This window comes from Pseudomonas sp. QLc11A (assembly GCF_052112305.1).
Classification (GTDB): domain Bacteria; phylum Pseudomonadota; class Gammaproteobacteria; order Pseudomonadales; family Pseudomonadaceae; genus Aquipseudomonas; species Aquipseudomonas laurylsulfatiphila.
Genome location: NZ_JAVAJJ010000006.1, coordinates 238,712 through 250,685, shown reverse-complemented (window position 1 = coordinate 250,685; position 11,974 = coordinate 238,712). Strand labels below are relative to the sequence as shown.

Annotated in this window: 11 protein-coding genes; 7 read left to right on the top strand and 4 right to left on the bottom strand. The window is 60.0% G+C overall.

Annotated features, from left to right (window positions below; genetic code table 11):
• Positions 1–5: 5 nt before the first annotated feature.
• Positions 6–296, bottom strand: coding sequence for a c-type cytochrome (locus Q8X48_RS11885; RefSeq protein ID WP_015092910.1), 291 nt, complete (start codon positions 294–296; stop codon positions 6–8).
• Between the two features lie 191 nt (positions 297–487).
• Between Q8X48_RS11885 and yihA the strand changes: the two genes are divergently transcribed.
• The gene (yihA, locus tag Q8X48_RS11880; RefSeq protein WP_407800691.1) at positions 488–1,132 is read left to right on the top strand and encodes a ribosome biogenesis GTP-binding protein YihA/YsxC; all 645 of its coding nucleotides are present in this window, start codon (positions 488–490) and stop codon (positions 1,130–1,132) included.
• Between the two features lie 405 nt (positions 1,133–1,537).
• On the opposite strand, the gene polA is transcribed toward yihA, so the two are convergent.
• Complete coding sequence (gene polA / locus Q8X48_RS11875) at positions 1,538–4,342, bottom strand: DNA polymerase I (RefSeq protein WP_407800692.1); 2,805 nt, start codon at positions 4,340–4,342, stop codon at positions 1,538–1,540.
• Positions 4,343–4,416: 74 nt separating this feature from the next.
• On the opposite strand from polA, the gene Q8X48_RS11870 reads away from it, so the two are divergent.
• Entirely contained in the window at positions 4,417–4,707 is a 291-nt protein-coding gene (locus Q8X48_RS11870) for a DUF2782 domain-containing protein (RefSeq protein ID WP_015092908.1), read from the top strand.
• 57 nt (positions 4,708–4,764) lie between these two features.
• Positions 4,765–5,715, top strand: coding sequence for a homoserine kinase (locus tag Q8X48_RS11865; protein ID WP_407800693.1), 951 nt, complete (start codon positions 4,765–4,767; stop codon positions 5,713–5,715).
• A gap of 90 nt (positions 5,716–5,805) precedes the next feature.
• On the opposite strand, the gene Q8X48_RS11860 is transcribed toward Q8X48_RS11865, so the two are convergent.
• Complete coding sequence (locus tag Q8X48_RS11860) at positions 5,806–6,726, bottom strand: zinc ABC transporter substrate-binding protein (protein ID WP_407800694.1); 921 nt, start codon at positions 6,724–6,726, stop codon at positions 5,806–5,808.
• Between the two features lie 66 nt (positions 6,727–6,792).
• Between Q8X48_RS11860 and zur the strand changes: the two genes are divergently transcribed.
• The 4 genes from zur to Q8X48_RS11840 are packed head-to-tail and all read left to right on the top strand — an operon-like array spanning position 6,793 to position 9,595.
• Entirely contained in the window at positions 6,793–7,275 is a 483-nt protein-coding gene (gene zur / locus Q8X48_RS11855) for a zinc uptake transcriptional repressor Zur (protein WP_007969799.1), read from the top strand.
• Positions 7,275–8,060 (top strand): zinc ABC transporter ATP-binding protein ZnuC, encoded by a 786-nt coding sequence (gene znuC, locus Q8X48_RS11850; RefSeq protein ID WP_095967855.1) that lies wholly within the window; start codon positions 7,275–7,277, stop codon positions 8,058–8,060. The genes zur and znuC overlap by 1 nt, the downstream gene beginning before the upstream one ends.
• On the top strand, positions 8,053–8,841 hold the full coding sequence (gene znuB / locus Q8X48_RS11845) for a zinc ABC transporter permease subunit ZnuB (protein ID WP_015092904.1): 789 nt from the start codon (positions 8,053–8,055) through the stop codon (positions 8,839–8,841). Before znuC ends, znuB begins: the two co-directional genes overlap by 8 nt.
• A gap of 37 nt (positions 8,842–8,878) precedes the next feature.
• Positions 8,879–9,595, top strand: coding sequence for a PA5502 family lipoprotein (locus Q8X48_RS11840; RefSeq protein WP_407800695.1), 717 nt, complete (start codon positions 8,879–8,881; stop codon positions 9,593–9,595).
• 121 nt (positions 9,596–9,716) lie between these two features.
• Here Q8X48_RS11840 and katE read toward each other — a convergent pair whose 3' ends face one another.
• Positions 9,717–11,855, bottom strand: a complete 2,139-nt coding sequence (gene katE / locus Q8X48_RS11835) for a catalase HPII (RefSeq protein WP_407800696.1) — start codon at positions 11,853–11,855, stop codon at positions 9,717–9,719.
• Positions 11,856–11,974: the final 119 nt, after the last annotated feature.

The window sequence follows — 11,974 nt, the reverse complement described above, 5'->3', positions numbered from 1 at the left end:
CGGGCTTACTCGCTCATCCAAAGGATGATGGCTTGGTAATCCTCGGCACTGCAGTCCATGCACAAACCACGCGGCGGCATCGCCTTGAAACCCTGGGTCACGTGTTGCACCAGCGTCTCCATACCTTTCGCCAACCTCGGCGTCCAAGCATCCTGATCGCCTTTTTTCGGCGCCATGGGTAGTTGGCCGGAATGACAGGCACCACAAACACGGTTGTACACAGCTTCCGGATCCTGTGTAGCCTGAGCGCTGTAAAGCGGCATCAAGACACCGGCAGCTAGCAGCCATTTCGTCATAAAACGACCTTTTCAGGGTTGAGAGCGTGCTGCGTTCTAGTGCGCAATCAAGGTCTGTCGCTCTCGTGAACTTCATCCTACGCTGGGACAAAGCGCACACAAAATCTGCGGCATTATATACTGGCGTCACTGAAACGGAAGCGACACTGCTTGCCGCACCCATTCCTGGCGCCGCCCACATCGGAAATCCCATGCAACTCAAGAATCCCATCCTCGGTCTGTGCCAACAGTCCACCTTCATGCTCAGCGCCGCCAAAGTCGACCAATGTCCGGATGACGAGGGCTTCGAAGTCGCCTTCGCCGGGCGTTCCAACGCCGGCAAGTCGAGTGCCTTGAACACCCTGACCCACGCCAGCCTGGCGCGCACCTCGAAAACCCCGGGGCGCACGCAACTGTTGAATTTCTTCAAGCTAGACGATGAACGCCGTCTGGTCGACCTGCCGGGCTACGGTTATGCAAAAGTACCGATCCCGCTCAAGCAACACTGGCAGCGTCACCTGGAAGCGTACCTGGGTGGTCGAGAGAGTTTGAAAGGCCTGATCCTGATGATGGACATCCGCCATCCGATGACCGATTTCGACCTGCTGATGCTCGATTGGGCCGTGGCTGCCGGCATGCCGATGCACATTCTGCTGACCAAAGCGGACAAGCTGACCTATGGCGCGGCCAAGAACACGCTGCTCAAGGTCCAGGCGGAAATCCGCAAGGGCTGGGGCGATCTGGTGACGATTCAGCTGTTCTCGGCCCCGAAACGCATGGGCCTGGAAGAAGCCTATACCGTACTGGCAGGCTGGATGGAGCTGGCGGACAAGGGCGCCGAGGTAGAAGGCCAGTAAGGCAGCGAAAGCTGTCTGGGCACTCCAGACAGCTTTCTGCAGGCAAAAAAAACCCCGGGCTTCATATGGGGAGGGAGAAGTTCCGGGGTTCAAGCTCTAGACCGCTAGGGCGGGGTCCAGATATCTGCCAACACTTAACACAACATAGGAGCATCGAAGGGCTTCACCAGCCATTCAGTACCTCTGAGTGGTGCTTCGCAAGATTAGTTCAGATTTTTTTCAAATAGCTTTGAAATAACGCCGATAGCCTTCCGGACTAAACTGATTGCGCCCTTCTGCCGCGGCACTATGCCGCAGCAAGAACACGACATTTTCTGTAGGAGCGAGCTTGCTCGCGATGGAATTTCAGTCGAACACGATGTGCCTGACACTCCATCGCGAGCAAGCTCGCTCCTACAGGAAGGCTCAGTGAGCCTCATCCCAGTTATTTCCAACACCCACTTCGACCAGCAACGGCACGTCCAGTTTCGCGGCTTCACTCATGTGTACGCGAATTTCATCGCGAACCTGGTCGACCAGGTCTTCACGCACCTCCAGCACCAGTTCATCGTGCACCTGCAAAATGACTTTGGCGTCGAGGCCGGACGCGGTCAGCCAGTTATCCACAGCGACCATGGCTTTCTTGATGATGTCCGCAGCGGTGCCTTGCATCGGTGCGTTGATTGCCGTGCGTTCGGCGGCGGCGCGTTCTTGCGGCTTGTTGGAGTTGATGTCCGGCAGATACAGGCGACGCCCGAAGAACGTCTCGACATAACCCTGCTCGGCGGCCTGGGCACGCGTGCGGTCCATGTACTGGCGTACGCCGGGGTATCGGGCGAAGTAAGTATCGATGTAGGCCTTGGCGGTCTTGGTGTCGACGCCAATGTCCTTGCCGAGCTTCTGCGCCCCCATGCCGTAGATCAGGCCGAAGTTGATCGCCTTGGCGCTGCGGCGCTGGTCGGAGGTCACGTCGGCCAGTTCGACCTTGAACACTTCGGCGGCGGTCGCGGTGTGCACGTCCAGATTGTGGCGGAAGGCGTTCATCAGCCCTTCATCCCGTGACAGGTGCGCCATGATCCGCAACTCGATCTGCGAGTAGTCCGCCGCCAGCAGCTTGTAACCGGCCGGGGCCACGAAGGCCTGGCGGATACGACGCCCTTCGGCAGTACGCACCGGGATGTTCTGCAGGTTCGGATCGCTGGAGGACAGGCGCCCGGTGGAGGCGACAGCCTGGTGGTAAGACGTATGGATCCGCCCGGTGCGCGGGTTGATCTGTTCCGGCAAACGATCGGTGTAGGTGCTTTTCAGCTTGCTCATGGAGCGATATTCCATGAGCACTTTCGGCAATCGGTAGTCGTCTTCCGCCAGCTTGGCCAGCACCTCTTCGGCCGTGGACGGCTGGCCCTTGGCAGTCTTTTTCAGCACCGGCAGGCCGAGTTTCTCGTAGAGGATCACGCCGAGCTGCTTGGGCGAACCGAGGTTGAATTCCTCGCCGGCAATCTCGAAGGCTTCGCGCTCAAGTGCGACCATCTTGTCGCCCAGCTCGATGCTTTGCACGCCCAGCAGAGCGGCGTCGACGAATGCGCCCTGGCGCTCGATGCGCGCCAGCACCGGCACCAGCGGGATTTCGATGTCGGTCAGCACACTGGCCAGGCTCGGAATGGCCGAGAGCTTTTCGAACAGGGCCTGGTGCAGACGCAGGGTGATGTCCGCATCTTCGGCGGCGTAAGGCCCGGCCTGCTCAAGGGCGATCTGATCGAACGTCAGCTGTTTCACGCCTTTGCCGGCGATGTCCTGGAAGCTCACCGTGGTGTGGTCCAGATACTTCTGCGCCAGGCTGTCCATGTCATGGCGCGTGGCCGTGGAGTTGAGCACGTAGGACTCGAGCATGGTATCGAAGGCGATGCCGCGCACGGTGATGCCGTTGTCCTGTACGCCACCGATGGCGCAGTTGGCCAGGATATTCATGTCGAACTTGGCGTGCTGGCCGACCTTGAGCTTGTTCGGGTCTTCCAGAATCGGCTTGAGCGCGCGCAGGACCGTGTCGCGGTCCAGCTGCTGCGGCACGCCGATGTAGGAATGGGTCAACGGGATGTAGGCCGCTTCGTTAGCCTGAACCGCGAATGACAGCCCCACCAATTGCGCCTGCTGCGCGTCGATGCCGGTGGTTTCGGTGTCGAAGGCAAACAGCTTGGCGTTGTTCAGCTTTTCCAGCCAGGCATCGAAACGCGCCTGATCGAGGATGGTTTCGTAGGCGGCTTCAGCAGCGGCGGCCGGTGCTTCGGCCTCGGGTTCGCTGAACAGATCGTTGGCCGGTGCAGGCTCGGCGGCAGCGCTCAGCTCCAGGCGTTTGGCGTCGCGATCAAGGTCATTCAGCCAGCTCTTGAACTCCAGCAGGCTGTACAACTCGTAGAGTTTCGCCGGATCTTCCGCGCCCATTTGCAGGTCGTCGAGGCCAATGTCCAGCGGTACGTCGACCTTGATGGTCGCCAACTGATAGGAAAGGAAGGCCATTTCCTTGTGCTCTTCGAGCTTGGCCGGCAGGGTCTTGGCACCGCGAATCGGCAGGGTTGGCACGATGTCGAGCTGCGCATAGAGCTCGGTCAGACCGCCGTTCACACCGACCAGCAGGCCTGAAGCCGTCTTCGGGCCAATCCCCGGAACGCCCGGAATGTTGTCGGAAGAATCGCCCATGAGCGCCAGATAATCGATGATCTGCTCCGGAGCGACGCCGAATTTCTCCTTCACGCCCTCCACGTCCATGCTGCTACCGGTCATGGTGTTGACCAAGGTAATGTGACCATCGACCAGTTGCGCCATATCCTTGTCGCCCGTGGAGATGATTACCGGACGATCCGCCGCCGTACTGCTGCGGGCCAGGGTGCCGATCACGTCATCGGCCTCTACGCCTTCGACGCACAGCAGCGGGAAGCCCAGGGCGATCACGCTCTGGTGCAGCGGCTCGATCTGCACGCGCATGTCGTCAGGCATACTCGGACGGTTGGCCTTGTATTCGGCGTACATGTCATCGCGAAAAGTCCCACCCTTGGCGTCGAACACCACGGCAAACGGACTATTCGGATATTGCTTGCGCAGGCTCTTGAGCATGTTCAACACGCCCTTGACCGCGCCGGTCGGCAGGCCTTTGGACGTGGTCAGCGGTGGCAGCGCGTGAAAGGCGCGGTACAGGTAAGAAGAACCGTCCACCAGGACGAGGGGGGCTTGGCTCATGAGCAGGATCAACCTTTTCGGCGGGTCCGGCGCTAGAATAGCGGGACCGTTGACGACAAAGGGACAAGGTTATCATGCGCACACTAAATCGCCTGTTGCTGGCTGGCTTGTTTGCAATCACACCATTGGCCGTCATGGCGGCGGACGATGCGCCATCGCCGGAACCGGATGTGACCATTCGCACGGAAGGCGACAATACGATCAAGGAATACCGCCAGAATGGCTTCCTGTATGCCATTCAGGTAACACCGAAGGGCGGAAAACCGTACTTTCTGGTGCGCGCCGATGGATCGGACGGTAACTTTATCCGCTCGGATCAGCCCGATATGCTGATTCCGTCGTGGAAGATTTTCGAGTGGAAGTAGTTTCTTAATTTCAATCGGCGCTGGCTCAACAATGGCGCCCGTACTGGCAGCTTAAACATGTCTGTGTTCACCCCCCTGGCTCGGCCCGAGCTGGAAGCTTTTCTCGCCCCTTATGGCCTCGGCCGCCTGCTTGATTTCCAGGGGATTGCCGCCGGTAGCGAAAACACCAATTTTTTCATCAGCCTGGAGCAGGGCGAATTTGTCCTGACCCTGGTCGAGCGCGGTCCAGTTCAGGAAATGCCGTTCTTCATCGAACTGCTCGACGTACTGCACGGCGCCGACCTGCCGGTGCCTTACGCCCTGCGCACCACCGACGGCGTGGCCTTGCGCGAACTGGCGGGCAAACCTGCGTTGCTGCAACCGCGCCTGGCCGGCAAACACATCAAGCACGCCAATGCGCAACACTGCGCACAGGTCGGTGAGTTGCTCGGCCATCTGCACCTGGCGACCCAGGCCAACATGATCAAGCGCAAAACCGATCGCGGCCTGGACTGGATGCTGGAAGAGGGCACGCAGTTCCTGTCGCACCTCGATGCCGAACAGAAAGACCTGCTACAACGGGCGCTGGAAGAAATCACCCGACAGAAAGAAAAAATCCTCGCTCTGCCGCGGGCGAATATTCACGCCGACCTGTTCCGCGACAACGCGATGTTCGAAGGCACACACCTGACCGGACTGATCGACTTCTACAACGCCTGCTCCGGGCCGATGCTCTACGATGTGGCGATTGCCTTGAACGACTGGTGCTCGGACGACGAGGGCGTGATCGATGGACCGCGAGCACGGGCCTTGCTGGGCGCTTATGCGGCCTTGCGACCGTTCACCGCTGCCGAAGCCGAGTTGTGGCCGACCATGCTGCGGGTGGCTTGCGTACGGTTCTGGTTGTCACGCTTGATCGCGGCAGAGTCGTTTGCCGGGCAGGACGTGTTGATTCACGATCCGATGGAATTCCAGCTGCGCCTGGCGCAGCGGCAGACGGTCAATACGCCGTTGCCTTTCGCCCTTTAAAGGCTTCGCGAGCAGGCTCGCTCCCACAGGTTCACGGTGATCCTTGTGGGAGCGAGCCTGCTCGCGAATGGGGGCGCCACTTTTTTCGAATTACAACGACTCCAGGCACCCCGCCAGATCATTCCCCAATTTCTCCAGCACCTGCTCATAGCCCTGGGCAGTCGCCGGCGTGTAACCGCCCAACGCATCCAGTTCCGCCAGCTTCACCGGCAAGCCCGCCACCAGAGTTTCCGCAAGGCGCGGACGCAGCGGTGGTTCGCTGAACACGCAGGTCTTGCCGACCTCCTGCAAACGCGCGCGCATCGCCGCGACATGCTGGGCACCGGGTTGCACTTCGGCCGCGACACTGAACACACCCTCGTGCTTGAGGCCGTAGGCGTCTTCGAAGTAATCGAACGCTTCGTGGAACACGAAGTAAGGCTTGCCCTGAACATCGGCCAGGCGCTTCTTCAGGCGCGCATCCAACGCATCGAGACGCTCGTCGAAGGCTTTCAGGTTGCTCTGATAGCGCACGGCATTGTCAGGATCGGCCGCACTCAGGTCAGCCGCCATTTTCGTGGCGATGACCCGGGCGTTGACCGGCGACAGCCACAAATGTGCATCCAGGCTGCCTGGGCGATGATCGTGGTCGTGGTCGTCGGCTTCTTCGGCGTGGGAGTGGCTATCTTCGGCAAAACGGCGCAGTTTCATGCCTGGCAAATCCTGCACGGCGACGCTGGGCAGCGTACGACCATTGAGCACGCGAGGCAGGAAACCTTCCATGTCCGGGCCGATCCAGTACAGCAGGTCCACCGATTGCACCTTGCGTACGTCGGAAGGGCGCAGTGCATAGTTGTGCGGCGAGGCACCCGGTGGCAGCAAGACCTCAGGAATCGCCACGCCGTCCTGCACCGCTGCGGCGATCAACTGCAGGGGCTTGATGCTGGTAAGGACCTTGACCTCGGCCTGCGCCGGACCGATCAGCAGAAAACTTGCGAAAAATGCGACAAAGATAGAAAAAAGACGGGACACGATGACCACTCGAAGAGGCGAGAACGGGTAACATAATAACGTCTCTCACAAAACTCGTCGCCGCTCATGCTAAAAACACCGATTGCCAGCCGCCCCCACGACCACTCGCATTGCGTTCACAGCGCTTTGTCCGAGGCCGACGCCCTGTGCGCTCGTCAAGGCCTGCGCCTGACCGCATTGCGCCGACGGGTGCTGGAACTGGTTTGGCAAAGCCACAAGCCGCTGGGCGCCTACGACATTCTCGCGGTCCTCAGCGAGCAGGACGGTCGCCGCGCCGCGCCGCCGACGGTGTACCGCGCGCTGGATTTCCTGCTGGAAAACGGCCTGGTCCATCGGATTTCCTCGCTCAACGCCTTTATCGGCTGCAATCACCCGGAACATGCACACCAGGGTCAGTTCCTGATCTGCCGTGTGTGCCACGCCGCCATCGAGCTCGAGCAAAAATCCATCAGCGACGCGATCATCGCCAGCGCCAGGGATGTCGGGTTTATCGTCGAAGGCCAGACCGTCGAAGTGGTCGGTCTGTGCTCGGGTTGCCAGGGGGCTTGATGAGCAACGCGCTGATCCGTCTAGAGCAGGTTGCCGTCACGTTCGCCGGGCAACCGGTGCTGGACAACATTGAGCTGAGTGTCGAGCCTGGGCAGATCGTGACACTGATCGGCCCCAACGGCGCCGGCAAAACCACACTGGTACGTGCCGTGCTCGGCCTGTTGAAACCGGACAGCGGCAACGTCTGGCGTAAGCCCAAACTGCGGGTCGGCTACATGCCGCAAAAACTCCATGTCGACCCGACCCTGCCGCTGTCGGTGCTGCGCTTCCTGCGCCTGGTGCCGGGCGTAGACCGTGCGATGGCCTTGGCGGCACTCAAGGAAGTCGGTGCCGAGCAGGTCATCGACAGTCCGGTGCAAAGCGTTTCCGGTGGTGAAATGCAACGCGTGCTACTGGCCCGGGCCTTGTTGCGCGAACCGGAGTTGCTGGTACTCGACGAACCGGTACAGGGTGTCGACGTTGCCGGCCAGGCTGAGCTGTACAGCCTGATCACCCGCCTGCGCGACCGTCACGGTTGCGGCGTGCTGATGGTCTCCCACGATTTGCATCTGGTGATGAGCACCACGGATCAAGTGGTTTGCCTCAATCGTCACGTCTGCTGTTCAGGCCATCCCGAGCAGGTCAGCGGCGATCCGGCGTTCGTCGAGCTGTTCGGAAAAAACGCACAAAGCCTGGCGATTTATCACCACCATCACGACCACGCCCACGACTTGCACGGCTCAGTGGTCAAGGCGCCCGCATCGGGCCAACCCCATGTTCACGGAGATGGCTGCAAGCATGGCTGATTTTCTGCTCTACGCCCTGCTTGCAGGTCTGGCCCTGGCCGTTGTCGCAGGCCCGTTGGGGTCTTTCGTGGTCTGGCGACGCATGGCTTATTTTGGCGACACCCTGTCCCACGCGGCATTGCTCGGCGTGGCCTTGGGCTTCCTGCTGGACGTCAGCCCGACGGTTGCCGTGACCGTCGGCTGCTTGCTGTTGGCGGTGTTACTGGTGACCTTGCAACAACGCCAGCCATTGGCATCCGACACGCTTTTGGGAATTCTCGCACCCAGCACGCTCTCACTGGGCCTGGTGGTACTAAGCTTCATGCACGAAGTGCGGATCGACCTGATGGCCTATCTGTTCGGCGACCTGCTGGCAATCAGTCCAACCGATCTGGCCTGGATTCTTGGCGGCAGTGCGGCCGTGCTGGCCTTGCTGGTTGCATTGTGGCGGCCATTGCTGGCAATCACTGTGCATGAAGAACTGGCCAGGGTCGAAGGCCTTCCAGTGGCCGGATTGCGCCTGGCGCTGATGTTGCTGATCGCCGTGGTGATTGCCGTGGCGATGAAAATCGTCGGCGTGCTACTGATCACTTCGTTGCTGATCATCCCGGCGGCTGCGGCACAACGTCACGCCCGCTCGCCGGAGCAGATGGCACTGGGCGCGAGCCTGCTGGGCATACTCGCCGTGTGTGGCGGGCTGGCGTTGTCCTGGTTCAAGGACACCCCGGCCGGCCCGTCGATTGTGGTGGCAGCCGCCGCGCTGTTTCTGCTGAGTTTTGTTCTGCCCCGCCGAGGGGTGTAGACTTGCTCGTTTTTTGCGCAAATAGAGAGTCGCAGGAATGAAGTCGTTCGCCTCCCGTTATCTGCTCCTTGTCGCATTTTCTTTGCTGCTGGGCGCCTGCCAAAGCACGCCACCGGCGGCCACCGAGGCCGCCAATGCGCGAGCCACGGCCATCGTACAGCTGGAACAAAACATCGCCAGCGATGAACTGGCCACCGCCGAAGACCAATTGGCGGCCTTGCAGGCCGAATCGCCCAACGATGCATCCCTTGAGCAGTACCAGCGGCAACTGGCCGAAGCCTATCTGCGCCGCAGCCAGATCGTGCTGCAAAAAGGTGATGTGGATGCCGCTGCAACCGCCCTGAGCCGTGCCCGCGCGTTGATGCCCAAGGCTCCGGCACTGACCGGCGGAGTCAACGGCTCGATTGCCCAGGCGCGCAAGGCCGAGCTGGAAAAAGCCGAAGCCGCCCTGAAGGCTGCCGAAGCCAAGCCAAAAGCCAAGGTCATCGATCTGACGGCTGAAAGCACCACGGTCGCGCTGAATATCAACGATATGGGCAAACTGCGTCGCCAACTGGATGCCATCGCCGCCGATGTGGTGAATTTTCAGTGCGAGGTGAGCATTCAGGCTCCACGCACCGATGATTACCCTTGGCTGGCGACATTGCTGACAAAACGGGTGAACAAGCTCGATCCCGAGTTTGACCTGAAGCTGGAGCGACAGATTTTGCGCAGTGTTCCGGCGCAGATGGTTCTAACACCCCGCAAATCTTAAAAGCATCGCGAGCAAGCTCGCTCCCACAGTAGAGACGTGTTGGTCACAAGATTTGTGGCAACTCGGATCCCTGTGGGAGCGAGCTTGCTCGCGATGGCGGCCTCTTTAGCTCCAAAGATCCTCAGGCCGGAATCACCCTGGCCTTCGCCTCCCTGTCCCAAACCCGATGTTGCCCGATCGCGGCGAAAAACCCTTTGATCAATTTCGCGTCCGTCCCCACGATCAATCCCACATCAGCCTCCAGCCTCAACACATCCAGCAACTGCTTCGCTTCACCCTGCAAGGCGATAGCCTTGAGATGTTTGTATGCCTCCAGCAGGTAATGCAGCGCCACGCCGTCTGTACTCAGCGCCTTGATCGACGCGGCTCCGCCCGGCACGAACACCGCGTCGAATGCCACCGACGGCGAGCCCTCCATCGAAGCATCGACCACCAGGGTTTTGCCATCGGCGGTTTTCACGGGTGCAGAGGTCGGCCCCAGTAACTTCGCGTGAGCGCCCTGCGCTGCAAGCGCTTTCTTCATCGCATCAATCGCAACGCTATCAACGCCATTGGCCGCCAGAATCGCGACTTTTCGCGTCTTGATGTTCTCCGGCAATAAATTGGCCTGGCTCAATGCCGGAGAGTGATCCGGTGCGGTTTTGCGCACCTCGACGGTTCCTCGAGCCGGCGTAGGCAATCCAAGGTTCTGCGCCACTCGCTTGGCCAACTCCAGATCGATATTGGCGAGAATTTCGTTCACTTCCCGGGCGCGGATCGCCTCACGCTCAACCTTGCCCAATTCAAAGCTGTAGGCCGAGATGATGTGCTCCCGTTCATGCTCACTCATGCTGTGGAAAAACAAGCGAGCCTGGGAGAAGTGGTCGGCGAACGACTCGCTGCGCTGGCGAATCTTGTTGGCGTCGATGCGCTCCGGATAACTCTCGAATCCTCCATCCTGAGCCGAAACAGGCGTTTCCTTTGGCCAGCCGCCATCGATGGAGTTCGGCTCATAAGACGCACGTCCCTTGTCGATGGTGGTGCGGTGCTGCGCATCCCGCTGACCGTTGTGGAAGGGCGACACCGGACGGTTGATCGGGATCTCGTGAAAATTCGGCCCACCGAGTCGGCTGATTTGCGTGTCGGTGTAGGAAAACAATCGACCTTGCAGCAGAGGGTCGTTGGAGAAATCGATCCCCGGAACGATATGCCCGGGGCAGAAGGCAACCTGCTCGGTTTCGGCGAAGAAGTTGTCCGGGTTGCGGTTCAGCACCATCTTGCCCAGCGGCGTGATGGGCACGAGCTCTTCGGGAATCAGCTTGGTCGGGTCGAGAATGTCGAAATCGAAGGCGTGTTCATTTTCTTCTTCGATGACCTGCACCCCCAACTCCCATTCCGGGTAGTCGCCGATCTCAATCGACTCCCACAGATCACGCCGATGGTAGTCGGCGTCCTTTCCCGCAAGTTTCTGCGCTTCGTCCCACACCAGGGAGCAAGTGCCGGCCGTAGGGCGCCAGTGGAATTTGACGAAGCGCGACTTGCCCTCGGCATTGATCAGGCGAAAGGTGTGCACGCCGAAGCCCTGCATGCTGCGCAGGCTTTTCGGGATCGCCCGGTCGGACATTGCCCACATCACCATGTGCGCCGACTCCGGTACCAGCGAAACAAAGTCCCAGAACGTATCGTGGGCCGAGCCACCGGTAGGGATTTCGTTATGCGGCTCGGGTTTGACCGCGTGCACGAAGTCGGGAAACTTGATCGCATCCTGTATGAAAAACACCGGCATGTTATTGCCCACCAGGTCGAAGTTGCCTTCGTCGGTGAAGAACTTCACGGCGAAACCCCGTACATCACGCACGGTATCGCCTGACCCTCGCGGCCCCTGTACCGTGGAAAAGCGCACGAACACCGGCGTTCTCTTCGCGGGGTCCTGCAGGAAACCGGCCTTGGTCAGCACCGAATGGTTTTCATAGCTCTGGAAATAACCATGGGCACCGGTGCCGCGAGCGTGAACGATGCGTTCGGGAATGCGCTCATGATCAAAATGCGTGATCTTTTCACGCATGATGAAATCTTCCAGCAGCGACGGTCCGCGGGCCCCGGCCTTCAGGGTGTTCTGGTTGTCCGCCACCTTCACACCCTGGTTAGTGCGCAAGGCCTGCTCAGTGGCATCGGAGCGAAATGCTTTCAGGCTGTCGAGCTTGGCGTTGGTGTTGTGGCGGTCCGGGGTATCGGTCCCGGCCAGGACGCTCTTGGTGGCGGCAGGCTTCTTGGTACTCATCAGGCGTGAACTCCTCAGGCATATTCCAGTGGCCTAAGTAGTGACTGACGAGCTTATTCAGCCGTTCCTTTTTTCTGACCTTTGATCGCGTTATTGCCAAATGACAGGACAAATGCGAA

Excerpts from the sequence above, each read along its gene's own strand:
- Q8X48_RS11885 (WP_015092910.1), bottom strand. The coding sequence starts at position 296 with ATGACGAAATGGCTGCTAGCTGCCGGTGTCTTGATGCCGCTTTACAGC.
- yihA (WP_407800691.1), top strand. The coding sequence starts at position 488 with ATGCAACTCAAGAATCCCATCCTCGGTCTGTGCCAACAGTCCACCTTC.
- polA (WP_407800692.1), bottom strand. The coding sequence starts at position 4,342 with ATGAGCCAAGCCCCCCTCGTCCTGGTGGACGGTTCTTCTTACCTGTAC.
- Q8X48_RS11870 (WP_015092908.1), top strand. The coding sequence starts at position 4,417 with ATGCGCACACTAAATCGCCTGTTGCTGGCTGGCTTGTTTGCAATCACA.
- Q8X48_RS11865 (WP_407800693.1), top strand. The coding sequence starts at position 4,765 with ATGTCTGTGTTCACCCCCCTGGCTCGGCCCGAGCTGGAAGCTTTTCTC.
- zur (WP_007969799.1), top strand. The coding sequence starts at position 6,793 with ATGCTAAAAACACCGATTGCCAGCCGCCCCCACGACCACTCGCATTGC.
- znuC (WP_095967855.1), top strand. The coding sequence starts at position 7,275 with ATGAGCAACGCGCTGATCCGTCTAGAGCAGGTTGCCGTCACGTTCGCC.
- znuB (WP_015092904.1), top strand. The coding sequence starts at position 8,053 with ATGGCTGATTTTCTGCTCTACGCCCTGCTTGCAGGTCTGGCCCTGGCC.
- Q8X48_RS11840 (WP_407800695.1), top strand. The coding sequence starts at position 8,879 with ATGAAGTCGTTCGCCTCCCGTTATCTGCTCCTTGTCGCATTTTCTTTG.
- katE (WP_407800696.1), bottom strand. The coding sequence starts at position 11,855 with ATGAGTACCAAGAAGCCTGCCGCCACCAAGAGCGTCCTGGCCGGGACC.